The organism is Umezawaea sp. (assembly GCF_036375055.1).
In the GTDB taxonomy this organism is placed as follows: domain Bacteria; phylum Actinomycetota; class Actinomycetes; order Mycobacteriales; family Pseudonocardiaceae; genus Umezawaea.
The window spans coordinates 39,498-57,687 of the sequence record NZ_DASUSQ010000130.1 but is presented as its reverse complement, the minus strand read 5'-3'; the positions used below and the strand labels follow the sequence as shown (position 1 = coordinate 57,687).

The window sequence follows — 18,190 nt, the reverse complement described above, 5'->3', positions numbered from 1 at the left end:
TGATGGTGGGGGAAGTGCTGGTGGGGGTGGCCTGGTGGTGGGGAAACGCTGGTGGTGAGGGTGTTGGTCGGCTGGCGGGGTGTTGTGCTCGACCTTGTCGACCTGCTGCTCGACCTGGCCTCCGTGGTGCTGGGTCTGCTGAGCGTCGCCGTGGGGTCCTTCGCCACGGCCGTGTCCGTGGTGGGATCGGGGAGCCTGGGGTGCTGTGTGCCGTGGTTCGGTCGGGGCGCGTCTTGGTCGCACCGCCGTCGCCTGGCCTGCGGTGGTCGAGGTGGTCGGAGGTGTTCTCGGTCTCGTCATCGGCGTGCCGCACGCGGGTTGGGTGCCCTGGACCTCGGTGTGAACGCGCCGCCTGCCGCTCCGGTCCTCGCTGCTCGCGCTGCTCACCGATCTGGCGGAACCTGCTGCCCGGCCGGAGAAGGGGTGGTCGACCCGTCGCGGTCTCGCGGGTCCGGTGGGCGTCCCACATCGTGAGAGGGCGGCCTTGGTGCTGCGAACTTCCCTATCGTGACCGATCGTCCGCTCACGCACAGGCAGGTCAACGTTGTCAGAACACGTCGGGGCTCCGACCAGGTCGGTTGGCGCGGCCATCAGGGCCATGCTGCGCCGAGATCGATGGGCTCTCGCGGGGGCGATCACCATCGCTGTGCTCGGCCTCGCGGCCGTGGCCGCGGATCTGCTCACCGCGATCGAGGGCCAGGACCCGTACAGCTACCGGACCGAGGCGCTCGACCCGCAGACCGGTGGTCCCGCGGGTGCGCTCGGCGGTGTGAGCACCACGCACTGGTTCGGTGTTGAGCCGCTGACCGGGCGCGATCTGTTCGCGATCGTCGTGCACGGCGCCCGCACGTCGTTCCTGATCGGGCTGGCCGCCACCGCGGTGTCGGTGGTGCTCGGAGTGCTGGTGGGAGCGGGTGCCGGGTATCTCGGTGGGTGGGTCGACCGGGTCGTGACGTGGACCGCGGACGTGTTCCTCGGGTTCCCGTACCTGGTGTTCATGATCGCGTTGGGGGCGGTGGTGCCGAGCAGCGTGTCGCGGCCGCTGCTGCTGATCCTGGTGATCGGCTTCTTCGGCTGGCCGTCGGTGGCCCGGATCGTGCGGGCGCAGGTCCTGACGTTGAAGAAGCGGAACTTCGTGTCGGCCGCCCGCATCCTCGGCGCGAGCCCGTGGCAGGTGTTCCGGGCCGAGCTGCTGCCGAACCTGTGGGCGCCGATCATCGTGGTGGCGACGCTGTCGATCCCCGGCAAGATCGGGCTGGAGGCGGCGCTGTCGTTCCTCGGAGTCGGCATCCCGCCGCCCACACCGAGCTGGGGGCGGGCGATCAGCACGGCGGTCGAGTGGGTGGCGACCGACCCGATGTTCCTGTTCTTCCCCGGTGGCGCGCTGTTCCTGGCCACCTGGGCGTTCACCGTGTTCGGCGACGGCCTGCGCGACGCGCTCGACCCCAAGACGGACGTGCGACGCTGATGCGCACCCTCACGTTCGCCGCCACCCGGCTCGCGGGCACCCTGCTGGTGCTGCTGGTCGTCGTGTTCATCACCTACGTGGTCTTCTACCTCGTGCCGTCCGACCCGGCGCAGCTGTCGTGCGGCCGCCCGTGCACCGAGCAGAACCTGGCCCTGGCACGGGAGTTCATGGGTCTGGACGACCCGGCCTGGCGGCAGTTCCTCGACTTCCTCGGCGGCATCGTGACGGGCCGGACGTTCGGCGTCGGCGCGACCTCGATCCACTGCGCCGCGCCGTGCTTCGGCTACTCGTTCCAGCAGAACTCCGACGTCGTCGTGCTCATCTCCGAACGCCTGCCGGTCACGTTCTCGCTCGCCCTCGGCGCGGCGGTGCTGTGGCTGGTCGTGGGCGTCGGAGCGGGCGTGTTCTCCGCGCTGCGCCGCGGCACGGCGTGGGACCGGATCACCCTCGCAGGCTCGGTCGCCGGGGTGTCCGCGCCGGTGTACCTGGTGGGGCTGCTGGGGATCCTCGTCCTCGGGTTCACCCTCGACGTCGTCCCGGTCGGCGGGTACGTGCCGTTCGCCGAGAGCCCCGTGGACTGGGCGTGGCACCTCGTGCTGCCCTGGCTGGTGCTGGCGTTCTCCCACGCGGCGGTCTACCTGCGGCTGACCCGCTCGCAGATGCTGGAGACGCTGGGGGAGGACTACATCCGCACGGCCCGCGCCAACGGGCTGCGCGAGTCGACCGTGGTCGGCAAGCACGCGCTGCGCAACGTCCTGCTGCCGGTCGTCACGGTGTTCGGCATCGACCTCGGCTCCCTGCTCGGCGGCGCGGTGATCACCGAACGGGTGTTCAGCCTGCCGGGTCTGGGCGGTCTGCTGATCGACGCGGTGAACCAGCGCGACCTGCCGCTGCTGCTCGGCTGCACGCTGTTCGCCGCCTTCCTCATCGTCCTGGCGAACGTCCTGGTCGACCTCTGCTACGGCGCGCTCGACCCACGAGCCCGTCTCACCTGAAAACCCCTGCGGGAGAAGAGAATGTCGAAGCAAGTGCACAGGTTGGTCCCGGTGGTGGCGGCAGTGGCCCTGCTCGCCGCGTGCGGCGCCAACGACCCCAAGACGACCGGCGCGGACACCGCCAAGGCTGAGCAGGGCGGCACGCTGCGCATCCTCAACGAGGGGCAGACGGTCAACTACGACCCGGCCAAGAGCAGCAGCCTGCCGATCACCTCGCTGGGGTACGTGCACCGCAGGCTCACCGGCTGGCAGAACGCCGAGGGCGAGCAGGCGGAGGTCGTGCCGGACCTCGGCGACACGGGCAAGGCGTCCGACGGCGGCAAGACCTGGACGTTCACCCTCAAGGACGGGCTGAAGTTCAGCGACGGCACGCCCATCCGGTCCAAGGACGTCAAGTGGGGTGTCGAGCGCACCTACGCGCCCGCGTTCTCCGGCGGCCTCGGCTACCACAAGCAGCTCCTCGTCGGCGGCGCCGACTACCGGGGGCCGTTCGAGGGCAAGGGCCTCGACTCCATCGAGACCCCGGACGACAAGACCATCGTCTTCCGCCTGACCCGCCCGTACGGCGACTGGCCGTGGATCGCCAGCACCCCGGCGTTCGCGCCGGTGCCGGAGGGCAAGGGCGCCGAGCCCGACTACGGCGAGCACCCGGTCGCGTCCGGCCCCTACCAGATCGCCGAGTACCAGCGCGGCGTGAAGGTCCGGCTGACCCGCAACGCCAACTGGGACAAGGCGTCCGACCAGATCCGCGGCGGCCTGCCGGACGAGGTCCTGTTCCAGCTCGGCCAGGACGCGTCCGTCGTGTCGCAGCGGCTCATCGCCGACAGCGGCGAGGACAAGGAGGCGTTCGGCTCCTCGTTCGCCTCGCCCGCTCAGCTGGCCCGGTTGCAGGGCAACGCCTCCGCGAAGGAGCGGCTCGTCACGTCGAAGTCCGGCGCTCTGGCCTACCTCGCGCTCAACACGCAGAAGCTGACGAACCCCAAGGTGCGCCAGGCGTTCCAGTACGCCGTGGACAAGACCTCCTACCAGATCGCGTCGGCGGGCAGCGCCCAGCTCGCGGGTGATACCGCCACCACGCTGATCACGCAGGGCATCGCGGGCCGCGAGCAGTTCGACCTCTACCCGACGCAGCCCGCGGGCGACCCGGAGAAGGCCAAGCAGCTCCTCGCCGAGGGCGGGTTCCCCAACGGGCTGGAGAACCTGGACTTCGTGGTCTCCAAGAGCAACGACGCCCCCGCCAAGGCGCAGGCCATCCAGGCGGCGCTGGCGAAGGCGAACATCAAGGTGAACATCCGCGTGCTGGACACCGACGCCTACGAGGCCGAGACGAACCAGGCCAAGGACGCCGTCTACGACCTCACGCTCAGCTCGTGGCAGCCGGACTTCCCCAGCGCCAACGCCAACATCCAGCCCCTGTTCGCGTCCTCGGAGATCGGTGGCGGCGGGTACAACATCTCCCGCTACAGCAACCCCGACGTGGACAGGCTGATCGAGGCCGCGCAGAGCGAGGTCGACCCGGCCGCGGCGAGCAAGAAGTGGGCCGAGCTGGACAAGAAGATCCTCGGCGACTCGCCGGTCGTGCCGCTGATCTACACGCGCAACTCGTTCCTGCACGGCTCCAAGGTCGCGAACTTCTTCATCGCCGACTTCCCGTCCTACCCGAACTACCTCCAGGCCGGTATCTCGAAGTGACGTCGCCACTCCTGCGCCTGGAGGACGTCTCCGTGGCGTTCGACGCCCCCGCCGCCAGCGAGGTCAGCTACTCGCTGGCGGCGGGGGAGGTGCTCGCCGTCGTGGGCGAGTCGGGCTCCGGCAAGACGGTGACCGCGATGTCGCTGCTGGGCCTGCTGCCCGGCAGCGCGACGGTCACCGGCCGGGCCCTGCTCGCCGGGCGTGACCTGTTCACGCTGTCCGCGGGCGAGTTGCGAGCGGTGCGCGGCGGCGAGATCGGCATGGTGTTCCAGGAGCCCATGACCGCGCTCAACCCGGTGTTCCGGGTCGGCGACCAGCTCGACGAGGTGGTCCGCGCCCACGGCGGGCGCACCGCGGCGCAGGCGAAGCAGCGCACCGGCGAGCTGCTGTCGCTGGTGGGGCTGCCGTCGACGGCTCGGCGGAAGTACCCGCACGAGCTGTCCGGCGGCCAGTCGCAGCGCGTGGTGATCGCGATGGCCGTGGCCAACGAGCCGTCGCTGCTGATCGCCGACGAGCCGACGACCGCACTGGACGTGACCGTGCAGGCGGAGATCCTGGAGCTGCTGCGGGACCTGCGCGGCAGGCTCGACGCGGCGATCCTGCTGATCACGCACGACATGGGTGTGGTCGCGGACCTGGCGGACCGGGTCGTCGTGATGCACGACGGCCGGGTGGTCGAACAGGGGCCGGTGGCGGACGTCTTCGGCGCCCCCGAGCACGAGTACACGCGGTCGCTGCTGGCCGCCGTGGTGTCGTTGAGCACCCCGCCGCCCTCGGACCCGCCCGCCGCCGTCGAGGTCTCGCCCGGTGTCGTGGCACGGGGCGCGCACGTGGCCGTGACGTCGGGGGAACTGTCCACTCCGGACGAACCGGGCGACGACCCCGTGCTCGCGCTGACCGGCCTCTCCGTCACCTACGGCCGGTTCCGCGCGGTCGACGGCGTCGGGCTGCACGTCGGCCGGGGTGAGGTCCTCGGCCTGGTCGGGGAGTCCGGCTCAGGCAAGAGCAGCATCGCGGGCGCGGTCACGGGGCTCGTCGGGGCCAGCGGCGGGGTGATCAGCCTCGCGGGCCAGGACCTCGCACGGCTGCGCGGCCGGGCGCTGAAGCAGGCGCGCGGCCGGATCGGGATGGTGTTCCAGGACCCCGCGTCGTCGCTGAACCCGCGCGCCACCATCGCCCGCAGCATCGCGTCCCCGTTGCTGCTGCACGGTTCCCTGCGCGGCGACGCCCTCGCGCGGCGGGTCGACGAGCTGCTGGACGCCGTGCGGCTCTCGCCGTCGCTGCGCGAGCGGTACCCGCACGAGCTGTCCGGTGGGCAGCGGCAGCGGGTCGGCATCGCACGGGCCATCGCGCTGGACCCGGAACTGCTGATCGCCGACGAGCCGACCAGCGCGCTCGACGTGTCCGTCCAGGCCCGAGTGCTCGACCTGTTCCGGTCGCTCCAGGCCGAGCTGCGGTTCGCGTGCCTGTTCATCAGCCACGACCTCGCCGTGGTCGAGCGGCTGGCCGACCGGGTCGCCGTGCTCTACCGGGGCCGGGTCGTGGAGACCGGGCCCGCGCACGACGTGCTGACCGAGCCGCTGCACCCGTACACGCGGAGGCTGCTCGCGGCGGCACCGGTCGCGGACCCCGTCCGCCAGCGCGAACGCCGGGAAGCCTGGCTGGCGCTCGGGCACTCGGAGTAATGGCCTGCGTCACCTGGTCGTGTAGTCGGTGGAACCCGAGTGGCCAATTGTCGCAGTGGGGCCCGGCGGGTCACCTTGTGTCTCATGGCGAGCGAGTTCCAGAGACGCAAGGTCGCGGTCGTGTTCGAGGCGATGGACACCGACGGCGACGGGTTCCTGACCGAGTCCGACTTCACCGAGCTGACGATGCGGTGGACCGAGCTGCGCCGCGCGGCGCCGGGCACCCGCGACCACCAGCGGCTGTCGTCGATCATGATGGGCTGGTGGGAGACGCTGCTCGCCGCGTCCGACACCGACCGCGACGAGAAGGTGACCCCCGACGAGGTCCTGCTCGTCGTCGACCGGTTGCCCTCCATGCTGGACGTGGTCACCACCACCGCGCGGGTCATGTTCGAGGCCATCGACGAGAACGCGGACAACGAGATCACCGCCGGGGAGTACCGCCAGCTCATCGAGGCGTGGACCGGCCGCCGGACCGACACCGACGCGGTGTTCGCCCGGCTCGACCTGGACGGCGACGGCCGCATCACCCAGGAGGAGTTCGCCCTGCTGTGGGCCGAGTTCTGGGCGGGCGACGACCCGGACGCGCCCGGCACCTGGGTGTTCGGCGACGTCGACCTGCCAGGGCTCAGCCGAACCGACCACTGACGCCCCGGACCGACCGGAGTACGAGCGGAGGCCGCGTCCACGGTGTGGACGCGGCCTCCGGCAGGTTGACGTGCTACCGACCTGCCCTGTCGGTCCACATCAATCGAAGCGCGACGCAGAGGCCGATGAGCATCAGCACCCCGGTCACGCCGAAGGCGATCACGATCATCGCGGCCAGGCCGCCGAACACGACGAGGACGCCGACGGCCTGAAGGGTGACGCGGCGCGGCCCCCGGACCCCCGCGGGCGGGGGCGGCACGGGCGCGGGCGTCGGAGCGGGCAGCAGTGCCACGGACCGGGGTGCGGGCGCCACGCCGCGGTCGTGCAGGGTGATGGTTCTCCGCACCGGCCGCTCGCGGTCCCCGCGCACGTCGCCGAGGTCGCTCGACGACTGTTCCCGATCGATCATGGGACCAATGGTGCCCCACTCCCCGCTCGGAAATCCATCGGGTGACAGTGGCTCGTCGCCGAACGGTTGCCAGATCCCGGCAAGCGGGCGAATGCTATTGAGACCGAATAGTGCGGAATATCATCGCCCCAGTTCAGGGGCTTGCGCACGTGCAGATTGCACGTGCATCGGTGTGTGCATCGGACCGTGTCGAACGCATGAGCAATTGTCGATGCAACAATTGCTGGAATGGCGTGCGCCACAATTCCAATTCCCTCAGGCGGGCCGCGTGCCGATGACCGCGGTCGCGCCCAGTTCCTCCGACGACACCACCCGCGGTCGCAGACCGGACCGGGCGAACACCTCGGCCGCGCGCGGTGCCTGCTCCTCGCTGGTCTCCACGAGCAGGTGCCCGCCGGGGGCGAGCCACCGGGGTGCCCGCGCGGCCACGCGCCGCTGGACGTCCAGGCCGTCACCACCGCCGTCCAGGGCCACCAGCGGCTCGTGGTCGCGCGCTTCCGGCGGCATCAGGGCGATGGCCCCGGTCGGCACGTAAGGGGTGTTGGCGACGAGCACGTCGACCCGGCCGAGCAGGGCGGTCGGCAGCGGGTCGAACAGGTCGCCCTCGACCACCCGGTGAGCGGCGATGTTGCGGCGGGCGCACCGGACGGCGGCGGGGTCGACGTCGGCCGCCCACAGGTCGATGCCGTCGACCAGCGAGGCGAGCACCGCCCCGACCGCGCCGGACCCGCAGCACAGGTCGACGACCACGGCTCCGGGCCTGGCCAGCGCCGCGGCGTGCCGGACCAGGAACCCGGTGCGCTGACGGGGGACGAAGACACCGGGGTCGACCAGGACGCGCAGGCCGCAGAACTCGGCCCAGCCGAGCACGTGCTCCAGCGGGAGGCCCGCGACGCGGCGGTCGACCATCGCGGTGAGTTCGGCGTCGGACCCGGCGGCGTCGAGGAGGAGACGGGCCTCGTCCTCGGCGAACACGCACCCGGCGGCGCGCAGGCGGGCGATGACGGGGGGAAGGGCGGTGACCACGGGGAGAGGTGCCTTTCGGGAGTGCCGAGCGGGCGATCTCCCGCGATCAGCGACTCGCGCGGTGGGAGAGCACCCGACCTGGTCGAGCGGTCATGGGGTCCCACCTCCCTGGTCGTGCGGCGTGCGGCGCGAACGCTACCAGCGACCGCCGGTCAGACGACGATCGCGTGGACCGCCGCCGGAGCGGGGCCTTCCGCGCGCTGGTAGGCGTCCCACGCGAGGGCGAGACGACCCACGGCCTCGGTGAGCTCACCGGGAGTCGCGGTGAACGGGATCCGCAGCCGGTCCGCGCTGCCGCCCGCGGCGTCCAGCGCGCCACCGGGCAGCACGGCCACGCCGTGCCGCAGCGCCACCTGGGCGAACGCCGACGCGTCACCGGAGGGCAGCCGCACCCACAGGCACTGGCCGCCGTCGACGCGGCGGAAGTCCCACGACGGCAGGGACTCCGCGAGCGCGGCGCACAGGTGGTCGTGCCGCCGCCCGAGTTCCGCACCCCGGCTGCGGGTCACGTCGTCCAGCAGCGGCAGCAGTTCGACGGCCGCGAGCTGGTCGAACGCGGGGCTGCCCAGGTCCTGGACCGCCTTGATCCTGGCGAGCTGGGCGATCTCGCCCTCGGACGCCCGGATCCAGCCGGTGCGCAGACCGCCCCACACCGACTTGCTGAACGAGCCGACGGTGATCGCCGGTCCGAACGCCGCCAGCCCCGGCGGGCACGACCCGTCGAACGCCAGCCCGGCGAGGACCTCGTCGTCGATCAGCGGAACCCCGTGCGCCACCGCGACCTCCACCAGCCTGCGGCGGACCAGCGGCGACGTCGTGGAGCCGGTCGGGTTGTGGTTGGTCGGGTTCAGGTAGGCGAGCCGGGGCCGGGCGGCCAGCGCGGTCGTCCACGCCGCGACGTCGTCGCCGGGCAGGGGTTCGAGCACCGCCGCGGCGTCCCGGAACAGCTCCAGCGCGCCGGGGTAGGTCGGCCCCTGCACCAGCACGGTGTCGCCGGGGGCGACGAACAGCCGGGCGAGCAGCGAGAGCGCCTGCTGGCCGCCCGTGGTCACCAGGACCTGCTCGGGGGTGGTCGGGACACCGCGCGCGGTGCAGCGCTCGGCCAGCGCGGACCGCAGCGCGGGGAGCCCCAGCGGGTGGTAGCCGATGTCGCCGCTGTCCGGACCGGGCAATCGGGCGACCGCCCGCCCGTAGGCCGCGACCAGCTCCGCAGGCGGACCGTGAGGAGCGGTGCACGCCAGCGGGATCACGCCCTCGGCCGGTTCGAGGTAGTTGACGAACAGCGGGTTCGCCCGCGGCAGCGCACCGGGCCACGGACCGGCCGACACGGCGGGCGAGACCCACGTGCCCCGGCCCTGGTGCCGTTCCAGCTTGCGCTCCTGGCGCAGCCGGTCGTACGCGGCGACCACCGTCGTGCGGCCGACGGCGAGCCGGTCGGCGAGCACGCGGTCCGGCGGCAGCGCGGCCCGCGGCGGCAACTGGCCCGAGTCGATGAGCTGCCGCAGGCGTTCGGCGAGCAGCAGGTACAGCGGACCCCGGCTGACCGACCAGCGGCCGAGCTGGGCGACCAGGCGCTCGACCGGCCACGGTATTGGCTCCGTCACCAAACCAATTTAGCCGGAATTGGCGCTGTCCGGCCCTCAGTGGGCTGGCGAGACTGGGGATCATGCGCCCCGCCACCCGTGCCGTCCACGTGCCAGTCCCGCCGCTGCCGAACTCCCGCCCGGTCAGCGTCCCGATCTACCAGACGTCGAACTTCGCCTTCGACGACCCGGACGCGCTCGCGGAGGCCCTCGAATCGCCGGACAGCGGGTTCGTCTACACCCGCTACGCCAACCCGACGGTCCGGGCGCTGGAGGACCAGCTTGCCCGTCTGGAGGGCGGGGTGGCCGCGGTGTGCACCGCGTCCGGGATGGGGGCGATCAGCGCCGTCCTGCTGTCCACGCTGCGCTCCGGCGACCACGTGATCGCCCAGAGCTGCCTGTACGGCGGCACGTACGCGATGCTCAACGACCTCGCGGCCCGCTTCGGCGTCGACGTCACCTACATCGCGGGCGACGACCCGGCCGAGGTCGCCGCGGCGGTCCGCCCCACCAGCAGGGTCCTGTACCTGGAGACCATCGCGAACCCGGTCACCAAGGTCGTCGACCTGCCCGCGTTCCTCGCCGCCGGTCGCGCGGCGGGGCTGGTGGCGGTGGTGGACAACACCTTCGCGACGCCGCTGCTGTGCAGGCCGATCGAGCACGGCGCGGACGTCGTGGTGCACTCGGCCACGAAGTACCTCGGCGGGCACTCCGACGTGACGGGCGGCGCGCTGGTGTTCGCCGACGACCGGCGCTACCGCGAGGTGTGGCACCACGCGATGGAACTGGGCGCCGCCGCGGACCCGTTCGCCGCCTGGCTGACGATCCGGGGCATCCAGACGCTGCCGCTGCGGGTGCGGCAGCACTGCGCGAACGCGGCCGTGCTCGCCGAACGCCTGGCGGAGCACCCCGCGGTGGTGTCGGTGCGCTGGCCGGGGCACCCGGACCACCCCGACCACGAGGTCGCGCGCGGCCACCTGTCGGGGTTCGGGGGAACGCTGGTGTTCGACCTGGCGGGAGGCCGCGAGGCCGGGTACGCCTTCACGAAGGCCGTGCGGTTGGCGAGGCTCGCCGTGTCGCTCGGTGGCGTGGAGACCACGCTGGTGCACCCGGCGAGTTCGTCGCACCGGCAGCTCGACGCCGACGCCCTGCTCGCGGCGGGCATCGGCGAAGGAACCGTGCGGGTCTCGGTCGGCATCGAGGACGTCGAGGACCTGTGGGAGGACTTCGCCCAGGCCCTTCCGCTGTGAGGCCTAGCGGCCGATCCGGGCCAGCGCGTCCGCCAGGGACGCGCTGCGCGGGAGGTGGTCGTCCAGATCGGACAGGCTCAGCACCTTCGCCACGGCGGGTGACGGGACGAGGTGCGGTCTCTGACCCTGGCCCTGCGAGATGAGCAGGCACGCGAGCCCCGCCGACGCGAAGAACGTGACTCCGCTGAGGTCGATGACCAGTGGGTCCGCTCCGTCGGTCGCGCCGGCGATGCGGAATTCGAGTTCAGGTGCGGTGTCGAGGTCGACCTCGCCGACGACGGTCACCACCGTGGCTCCGGTGACCTGCCGCACTCGGACGGAAAAATCCCTCTCTGTAGCACTCTGCACTCGGCCCAGGGTAACCACCCCGACCGCCGGGCGCATGTTCCAGTGGGGCTGCGGGCCACCGCCCGTCAGGACCAGCCGGGATCTCTGACGTGCGAGGACCCGCCACCCGCGACGTTCTCGGAAAAGAACTCCACCGGTAGCGTTTCCCGCACGATGACGTCCCAAACCGACCAGTGGCTCGCCGTGCGGGCACACCTCGTCCGGCACCGCCACGCGCTCGCCGTGCGAGCCGCGGACGAGTACCCGGACACCCCCACCGTGGCGGGTACGCCGCTGCTCACCGACCCGCGGTGGATGCCGCCGGGCCCGGTGCCGCTCGACGGCGTCGTCCTGCGGCACCACCCGGACCACGTGTTCGGCGGCGTCGACGGCACGGAGCACGCGGTGCTGCCGCCGGGGTCGCCGACGTACTCGGCCGCCGTCGCCGCGCACGCGTCACCCTCCGTGTTCACCAACCGGTCCACCTACCGCCTGCTCGCGGCCGACCTGGCGGAGCCGTCGCTCGACTTCGGCACCGGCCGCTACTTCGACGGCGTCGACGTCGGCGAGGCGAGCGCGCACGAGTACGCGGCCCGCGACCTCGGCCTGCTCGACGCGCTGCCGCTGCGCGCCGCCGTCGGCGACCCGTGCGACCCGGCGCGTCGGCCGGTGAACGTCGCCATCAGCACGCTCACGCTGCGGCTGGACCGCGCGACCGGCGAGGCGGTGTTCCACCTGCACTGGCGCGACCCGGCGAAGGTCGGGCACGCGGGCGGGCTCTACCAGGTGCTGCCGGTCGGGGTGTTCCAGGCGGCGGGCGACGAGCCGTGGAACACCGCGAACGACTTCTCCCTGTGGCGCTGCCTGGTCCGCGAGTTCGCCGAGGAGCTGCTGGGCGCCTCGGAGGACCACGGCGCCCACCTGGGGCCGATCGACTACGCGGCCTGGCCGTTCGCGGCCCGCCTGACCGCGGAGCTGGGCGACCGGGTGAGGGTGTCGTACCTCGGCATGGGCGTGGACCCGCTCACCTTCGCCACCGACCTGCTCACCGTCGCGGTGATCGACGCGCCGCTGTTCGACGAGCTGTTCGGAGACCTGGTGGCGCACAACGACGAGGGACGCGTGCTGGAGGCGCTGCCCTTCACGGCGGCGACCGTGCACCGCTTCGTCCACGACGAACCCACCCAGGCCGCCGGGGCCGCCCTGCTCGCACTGGCCTGGCGGCACCGGGACGCGCTGTTCGCCTAACGTCACCGGGATGTCGGACTCCACGATGACCGCGTGGCGGCAGTGGCGCGAGAGCCCCTGGGGGCGCCTGCGCTACACGCTCGCCGAGACCAACCTCGCCCGCCACCTCGGCCCGGAACCGCTGCGGGTGCTGGACCTCGCGGGCGGTGACGGCGGCGACGCCGTCCCGCTCGCCCTCCGCGGCCACGCCGTGACGATCGTCGACCGGTCCGCGGACATGCTCGTCGCCGCGAAGGAGCACGCCGACGCGGCGGGCGTGGCGCTGGACCTCGTCGAGGCCGACGTCGCCGAGCACGGCCTGGACGGCTTCGACGTGGTGCTGTGCCACAACCTGGTCCAGCACGCGGACGACGCGACCGCGTGCCTGGCCCTGGCGCTGGCGCCGCTGCGGGTCGGCGGGCTGCTGTCGGTGATGGCCCTCAACCAGCGGTCGGCGCCGCTGCTGGCCGCGATCCGGGACACCGATCCGGTGGCCGCGCTCGCGGCGCTGGAGACGGACCAGTCCCGTTCGGTCACGCTCGACGCGTCGCAGACCCTGCACACCGCCGAGGACCTCGGCGACCGGCTGGCCGCGCTCGGCTGTCCCGTGACCGGTCACTACGGCATCCGCGCGTTCTGCGACTACATGGCCGACGACCAGTCGAAGGCCGATCCGGCCTTCTTCGCCGACCTGGAGCGGCTGGAGCTGGCGGTCACCGCCCGGCCCCCGTACCCGCACCTCGCCCGGCTGTTCCAGCTCACCGGGACGAAACTGGGCTGAGCGACTCCTCGTCCCGCTCGACCAGCTCCCGCAGGTCCTCGTCCGAGAAGGACAGTGACGTGACCCTGGCGGCAGGGTCGGGGCGACGGCGCGGCTCGGGCTGGTCGAACAGGCGCAGGAGCGCGTGGTGGCGCACGGCCCACGTCCCCACGAGCAGGGCTGTGACGATCAGGACGGGCACGACGGACGACGCGTGCGGTACGCCGGGCGGCCAATGCCAGTGCGGGTGTATCACGGGTCCTCCAGGCGGCGTGGTGTTGATCCATCCTGGCGTGCGGGAGCGCGCACGGGCAGGCTGGCCGCGGGCCGTCGGGGAGCCCCTTCCTTGCCGGTGCCCGGCAAGGAGGGCCATCCCGTCAGCTTCGCCCCCAGCACGGCCACCTGGAGCGCGAACGCCTGCTCGGGGTCGTCGACCGAGTACCCGGTGAGGGCTTTCACCCGGTGCAGCCGGTAGGTCACGGTGCGCACCCCGACGGTCAGCTCGCGGGCGGTGGCGGTCGCGACCCGCCCGCTGGCGAAGTACGCGGACAGGGTGTCCAGCAGCGGCCGGGCCCCGGACCGGGCGGTGCGCAGCGGGTCCAGCACCGCGGACACCAGTTCCGCCAGCGCCGCCGAGTCGCGCAGCAACACCTGGTACACCAGCAGGTCGACGGCCTTGTGCACCTGTCCCGGCAGACCGAGCAGGCCCGCCGTCTCCACCGCGTTCCTCGCCTGCTCGAACGACCGCACCGCGCCGCCGGGGCCCGACTGCGCCCGGCCGACGCCCGCGCGCCACCCGGTTCCGGGTGCCACGGCCACCCCGACCTGCCGGACGAACTCGTCGGCCGCCCCCGCCAGCGTCTCGGGCACGACGCACACGAGCAGGCTGTCCTTCGTCGTCACCAGCACGTCCCGCGACCCGAGCCGGTGGTGCAGCGCGGCCTCCACCTGCCGGGCGACGCCACCGCCGTCGATGAACGGCTCGGGTGAGGAGACCACCGCCACCACGTGGCTCGCGGCCAGCCGCAACCCGTACCGCTCCGCCCGTTCCGCCAGGTGCCCGAGGTTGCGGCCGTCCAGCAGGTCGTCGACGAACTCGCGCCGGAACGACTCCTCCTGCCGCACCGACCACCGCTGCGCCTGCTCGTAGCCCTCCGCCAGTTCCACGACGGTCGCGTCCGCGGCCCGGAACACCGCCTCCCCGACGGCCTTGAACCCCTCGGGCCCGGTCGCCTCGCCGACACCCGGCAACGACGGCCACGCGAGCCAGGTGGCCGTCAGGTACAGGTCGATCAGGTCCCGCAGCGCCACGCCCATCCCGGCCGCCCGGCCCCCGATGTCGTGCCGCAGCCGCTTCTGGTCCTCGCCGATCCGGTGCCCGGACACGCTGATCGCCGCCAGCACGTCGAGGTAGCCGTCGAGCAGTTCCGCCGGGGCTCCGCGCGCGTCCCTGCTCGCCCGCGCGGCGACCGCCGCCACGTCGAACGCCGACGTCCTCCGCCTCTTGACCGCCATGCGCCAGAGTCTCCCGGCCCGGTCCGCTCCGCACCGGCGTTTCGGGCTAGTCGTGATCGGGCGCTCCGGTGAGGTGGTGGTCGACCGCCTGGATCGCCTCGCCGAGCAGGCGGCGCACGTGGCCGCCCCTGGCCCGGTAGACGGCGCGGCGGCCGTCGCGGCGGGTGGACACGAGACCTGCCAGGCGCAGCTTGGCGAGGTGCTGCGAGACGGCGGGACGGGCGGTGCCGACCTCGGCCGCCAGCGTCGTGACGTCGTACTCGGCGCCGCACAGCAGCCACAGCACGCGCAGGCGGGTGCCGTCGGCGAGCATCCGGAACACGTCCACGGCGGTGTCCACGTGGTCGTCCGCCGGGAGTTGCCGCCAGTCGGTGGTTGTTGCAACGTCGTCGCGTGCGTACATGAGCACGTATGGTGCCACCTCTGGACGCGTGAGGAGGCACTGCGGATGTTCGCGGCGTTGCGGAACCGGACCTACCGGAGGCTGTTCGCGGCCCAGGTGGTCGCGCTGACCGGCACGGGGTTGGCCACGGTCGCGCTCGGCCTGCTGGCCTACCGGCTGGCGGGGCCGGACGCGGGGATCGTGCTCGGCGCAGCGCTGGCGGTGAAGATGATCGCCTACGTGGTCGTCGCCCCGCTGGCGGGCGTGCTCGCGGACCTGCTGCCGCGCAAGGCCTTCCTGGTCTGCCTCGACCTGGTGCGGGCGGGCGTGGCGCTCGTCCTGCCGTGGGTGGGGGAGGTCTGGCAGGTGCACCTGCTGATCTTCGTGCTCCAGGCCGCGTCCGCCGCGTTCACGCCGACGTTCCAGGCCACCGTCCCGGACGTGCTGCCCGACGAGCGCGACTACACCTCGGCGCTGACGCTGAGCAGGCTCGCCTACGACCTGGAGAGCCTGCTGAGCCCGCTGCTGGCCGCCGCGGTGCTGCTCGTCGTCGGCTTCGAGCGGCTGTTCCTGGGCACCGCGCTCGGGTTCGCCGCGTCCGCGCTGCTGGTGGTGGCCGCGCTGCTGCCGTCCGAGCCGCCCGCGCGCCGCCGCGTCCGCAGGCCCGTCACCAGGGGCGTCCGCATCTACCTCGCCACACCGCGGCTGCGCGGTCTGCTGGCGGTGCACCTCGCCGCGGCCGCCGCCGGGTCGATCGTGCTCGTCGGGACGGTGGGCCACGTCCGCGACGTGCTCGGTCGAGGGGCGGTCGACGTCGCGGTCGCGCTGGGGTCCGGTGGGTGCGGCTCGCTGCTCGCCGCGCTGGCCCTGCCCGCTCTGCTCGACCGGTACGGCGACCGGCTGGTCGTGGTGCGGGCCGCGCAACTGCTGTCGGTGACGCTGCTCGTCGCGGTGCCCGCGCTCTCGTGGGGCTGGCCCGTGCTGCTGGGGCTGTGGGCCGCGATCGGCGCCGGGGGAGCGCTGGTGCTCACCCCCGGCGCGCGGCTGCTGCGCCGGTCAGCGGACTCCCCGGACCGTCCGGCCCTCTTCGCCGCGGACTTCGCGCTCTCGCACGCCTGCTGGCTGCTCTGCTACCCGTTGACGGGTGTGGTGTCCACGGTCGCGGGTCTGCCCGCCGCGCTGCTCGTGCTCGGCGCGATCACGGCCTGCTCGACCGCGGCCGCGGTGAGGCTCTGGCCGCGCCACGACCCCGAGGTCGTCGAGCACGAGCACGACGGACTCGCGCCGGACCACGAGCACCTGTGCGACGCGGCACGGGTCGGTGGCCGGTGGCGGCACGCGCACCCGTACCGGATCGACGAGTTCCACGACCGCTGGCCTACCGCGTCGGGGCGCTGAGCTGGAGCAGCAGCGACCCGGTCGGCTGCGCGACGAGGTCGCGCAGCGCCACCGCGTCCAGTTCCGCGAGGAAAGCCTGGTGCGCCCGCCGCAGCGCGCCCCGCAGCCTGCACGCGCCCCTCAGCGGGCACTGCTGGGCCTCGCAGTCGATGACCTCGTCGTCGCCCTCGAAGTCGCGCACGAGCTGACCGACCGACCAGCCGAGGGCCTCCGGGGCGATCCGCAGCCCGCCTGACCGGCCGCGGACGGTGAGCAGCAATCCGCTGTGCGCCAACCGCTGCACGACCTTCGCCACGTGGTTGCGGGGCACGTCCAGCGCGGTGGCCAGCTCGTCGACCGTGGTCTGCCCGTCCTGCACGGCCGTGAGCATGAGCACGCGCAGGGCGATGTCCGTTCCCCGTGTGAGCCGCATGGCCGGCAGCGTAGCAAAACAGTATCGCTGTAGTGGATTTTCCTGCCAAGAGGCCGTGATCACGTTGGTAGGGGCCGGCTTTAAAGAGGTACCGCTGATACGTTTTTTCTAGTCGATCTCCGGAGGTTCCCCCATGCTCTCGCCCGAGTCCGTGCTCGTCGTCCGCGCCACCGCCGACACCGTCGTGCGTCACGGGGCGCAGATCACCGGTCTGTTCTACGACCGGATGTTCGAGGCGCACCCGGAACTGCTCGACCTGTTCAACCGCGGCAACCAGGCCAACGGCGAGCAGCGGCAGGCGCTCGCGATGTCCGTCGCGGCGGTCGCCGCCCACTTCGCCGGGACGGCGCCGGTGCCGCTGAACGCCATCATCGGCCGGATCGCCCACAAGCACGCCTCGCTCGGCGTCCAGCCCGGCCAGTACGTCCTGGTGGGCCGCTACCTGATGGCCGCCATCGGCGAGGTGCTCGGCTCCGCCGCCACCCCGGACGTGATCGCCGCGTGGGACGAGGTCTTCTGGCTGTTCGCCTGCCTGCTCGTCGCCGAGGAGTCCCGCCAGTACGAGCGCGCGGGCACCGACTCGGCCCGGTCGCTGGCCCCGCACACCGTCACCGGGGTCCACCGGGACACCGAGGACGTCACCTCGTTCCTGCTGGAACCCGCCGGTCCAGTCCACCCGCACCGGCCGGGGCAGTACGTCAGCGTCGCGGTCGACCTGCCCGGCGCCGGGCGGCAGATCCGCCAGTACACGATCAGCTCCGCCCCCGGCGAGCCCGCGCTGCGGATCACGGTCAAGCGCCACCGCGCCGCCGACGGCCGTCCGGGGGGCGTGGTCTCGAACCACCTGCACGACACCGTCCGCGTGGGAGACCGGCTGGAGGTCAGCCCGGCGTTCGGCGACCTGGCCCTGCCCGCGGGCGACGGTCCGCTGCTGCTCGCGAGCGCGGGCGTCGGCACCACGCCGATCGTCTCCGCGCTCCGCCACCTCGCCGAGGGGGCGGCCGACCGCCCGATCACCGTCGTGCACGCCGACCGCGCCCCCGACACCCACCCGCTGCGCGCGGACATGCTCGACGCCGTCGGCGGGCTCCCCGGCGCGTCGCTCTCCCTCTGGTACGAGCGGAACTCCGTGCCCGAGACGGGCGCGCACGTCCGCTCCGGCTTCGTCGACCCCGACCTGATCCCCGTCGACCCGGCCGCCCACGCCCTGCTGTGCGGCCCGCTGCCGTTCATGCGCACGGTCCGCCGCTCCCTGCTGGACCGCGGTCTGCCCGCGGAGCGCATCCACTACGAGGTCTTCGGGCCCGACGCCTGGCTCGCCTCCGAGGCGCTCGGCACCCCGTGACGGATGCCCGTCCCGGCACGGGGCGGGTCGTGCGGTCACCTGCTCCGCCGGGGACGTCGGCCCGCGGG

18 protein-coding genes are annotated in these 18,190 nt (G+C 73.0%); 10 read left to right on the top strand and 8 right to left on the bottom strand.

Annotated elements, in window-relative coordinates; genetic code table 11:
• The first annotated feature begins 598 nt into the window (after positions 1–598).
• From VFZ92_RS32675 to VFZ92_RS32655, 5 genes are all read left to right on the top strand, one after another.
• On the top strand, positions 599–1,468 hold the full coding sequence (locus tag VFZ92_RS32675; RefSeq protein ID WP_330880070.1) for an ABC transporter permease: 870 nt from the start codon (positions 599–601) through the stop codon (positions 1,466–1,468).
• Positions 1,468–2,463 (top strand): ABC transporter permease, encoded by a 996-nt coding sequence (locus VFZ92_RS32670; RefSeq protein WP_330880068.1) that lies wholly within the window; start codon positions 1,468–1,470, stop codon positions 2,461–2,463. Before VFZ92_RS32675 ends, VFZ92_RS32670 begins: the two co-directional genes overlap by 1 nt.
• Before the next feature lie 21 nt (positions 2,464–2,484).
• A complete protein-coding gene (locus VFZ92_RS32665; RefSeq protein ID WP_330880066.1) occupies positions 2,485–4,155 on the top strand; it encodes an ABC transporter substrate-binding protein in 1,671 nt (556 codons plus the stop codon).
• The gene (locus VFZ92_RS32660) at positions 4,152–5,840 is read left to right on the top strand and encodes an ABC transporter ATP-binding protein (protein ID WP_330880064.1); all 1,689 of its coding nucleotides are present in this window, start codon (positions 4,152–4,154) and stop codon (positions 5,838–5,840) included. The genes VFZ92_RS32665 and VFZ92_RS32660 overlap by 4 nt, the downstream gene beginning before the upstream one ends.
• 84 nt (positions 5,841–5,924) lie before the next feature.
• Positions 5,925–6,488: an EF-hand domain-containing protein gene (locus VFZ92_RS32655; RefSeq protein WP_330880062.1), complete on the top strand. Its 564-nt coding sequence runs from the start codon at positions 5,925–5,927 to the stop codon at positions 6,486–6,488.
• A gap of 73 nt (positions 6,489–6,561) precedes the next feature.
• On the opposite strand, the gene VFZ92_RS32650 is transcribed toward VFZ92_RS32655, so the two are convergent.
• The 3 genes from VFZ92_RS32650 to VFZ92_RS32640 all read right to left on the bottom strand — a co-directional run bounded on the left by VFZ92_RS32650 (position 6,562) and on the right by VFZ92_RS32640 (position 9,527).
• A complete protein-coding gene (locus tag VFZ92_RS32650; RefSeq protein WP_330880060.1) occupies positions 6,562–6,897 on the bottom strand; it encodes a hypothetical protein in 336 nt (111 codons plus the stop codon).
• Positions 6,898–7,152: 255 nt separating this feature from the next.
• Complete coding sequence (locus VFZ92_RS32645; protein ID WP_330880058.1) at positions 7,153–7,923, bottom strand: putative protein N(5)-glutamine methyltransferase; 771 nt, start codon at positions 7,921–7,923, stop codon at positions 7,153–7,155.
• Positions 7,924–8,075: 152 nt separating this feature from the next.
• The gene (locus VFZ92_RS32640) at positions 8,076–9,527 is read right to left on the bottom strand and encodes a PLP-dependent aminotransferase family protein (protein ID WP_330880056.1); all 1,452 of its coding nucleotides are present in this window, start codon (positions 9,525–9,527) and stop codon (positions 8,076–8,078) included.
• Positions 9,528–9,589: 62 nt separating this feature from the next.
• Between VFZ92_RS32640 and VFZ92_RS32635 the strand changes: the two genes are divergently transcribed.
• Positions 9,590–10,756, top strand: a complete 1,167-nt coding sequence (locus VFZ92_RS32635) for an aminotransferase class I/II-fold pyridoxal phosphate-dependent enzyme (protein ID WP_330880054.1) — start codon at positions 9,590–9,592, stop codon at positions 10,754–10,756.
• 3 nt (positions 10,757–10,759) lie between these two features.
• On the opposite strand, the gene VFZ92_RS32630 is transcribed toward VFZ92_RS32635, so the two are convergent.
• Complete coding sequence (locus tag VFZ92_RS32630) at positions 10,760–11,140, bottom strand: STAS domain-containing protein (protein WP_330880052.1); 381 nt, start codon at positions 11,138–11,140, stop codon at positions 10,760–10,762.
• Between the two features lie 117 nt (positions 11,141–11,257).
• Between VFZ92_RS32630 and VFZ92_RS32625 the strand changes: the two genes are divergently transcribed.
• On the top strand, positions 11,258–12,331 hold the full coding sequence (locus VFZ92_RS32625; protein WP_330880051.1) for an XRE family transcriptional regulator: 1,074 nt from the start codon (positions 11,258–11,260) through the stop codon (positions 12,329–12,331).
• Positions 12,332–12,341: 10 nt separating this feature from the next.
• The gene (locus VFZ92_RS32620; protein WP_330880049.1) at positions 12,342–13,091 is read left to right on the top strand and encodes a methyltransferase domain-containing protein; all 750 of its coding nucleotides are present in this window, start codon (positions 12,342–12,344) and stop codon (positions 13,089–13,091) included.
• On the opposite strand, the gene VFZ92_RS32615 is transcribed toward VFZ92_RS32620, so the two are convergent.
• From VFZ92_RS32615 to VFZ92_RS32605, 3 genes are read right to left on the bottom strand one after another with little or no spacing between them, the layout of a single operon-like run.
• Entirely contained in the window at positions 13,069–13,272 is a 204-nt protein-coding gene (locus tag VFZ92_RS32615; protein ID WP_330880047.1) for a hypothetical protein, read from the bottom strand. The genes VFZ92_RS32620 and VFZ92_RS32615 overlap by 23 nt on opposite strands.
• A 50-nt stretch (positions 13,273–13,322) precedes the next feature.
• Positions 13,323–14,585: a PucR family transcriptional regulator gene (locus tag VFZ92_RS32610; protein WP_330880045.1), complete on the bottom strand. Its 1,263-nt coding sequence runs from the start codon at positions 14,583–14,585 to the stop codon at positions 13,323–13,325.
• Between the two features lie 46 nt (positions 14,586–14,631).
• Positions 14,632–14,988, bottom strand: coding sequence for a metalloregulator ArsR/SmtB family transcription factor (locus tag VFZ92_RS32605; protein WP_330880043.1), 357 nt, complete (start codon positions 14,986–14,988; stop codon positions 14,632–14,634).
• A gap of 45 nt (positions 14,989–15,033) precedes the next feature.
• Here VFZ92_RS32605 and VFZ92_RS32600 point away from each other — a divergent pair, with 45 nt between their 5' ends.
• Complete coding sequence (locus VFZ92_RS32600; RefSeq protein ID WP_330880041.1) at positions 15,034–16,365, top strand: MFS transporter; 1,332 nt, start codon at positions 15,034–15,036, stop codon at positions 16,363–16,365.
• On the opposite strand, the gene VFZ92_RS32595 is transcribed toward VFZ92_RS32600, so the two are convergent.
• A complete protein-coding gene (locus tag VFZ92_RS32595; RefSeq protein ID WP_330880039.1) occupies positions 16,346–16,777 on the bottom strand; it encodes an Rrf2 family transcriptional regulator in 432 nt (143 codons plus the stop codon). The two genes, VFZ92_RS32600 and VFZ92_RS32595, sit on opposite strands and share 20 nt — an antisense overlap.
• A gap of 133 nt (positions 16,778–16,910) precedes the next feature.
• Between VFZ92_RS32595 and VFZ92_RS32590 the strand changes: the two genes are divergently transcribed.
• Positions 16,911–18,122 carry a globin domain-containing protein gene (locus VFZ92_RS32590; protein ID WP_330880037.1) on the top strand — a complete coding sequence of 404 codons (1,212 nt, stop codon included), beginning with the start codon at positions 16,911–16,913 and terminating at the stop codon, positions 18,120–18,122.
• Positions 18,123–18,190 lie beyond the last annotated feature (68 nt).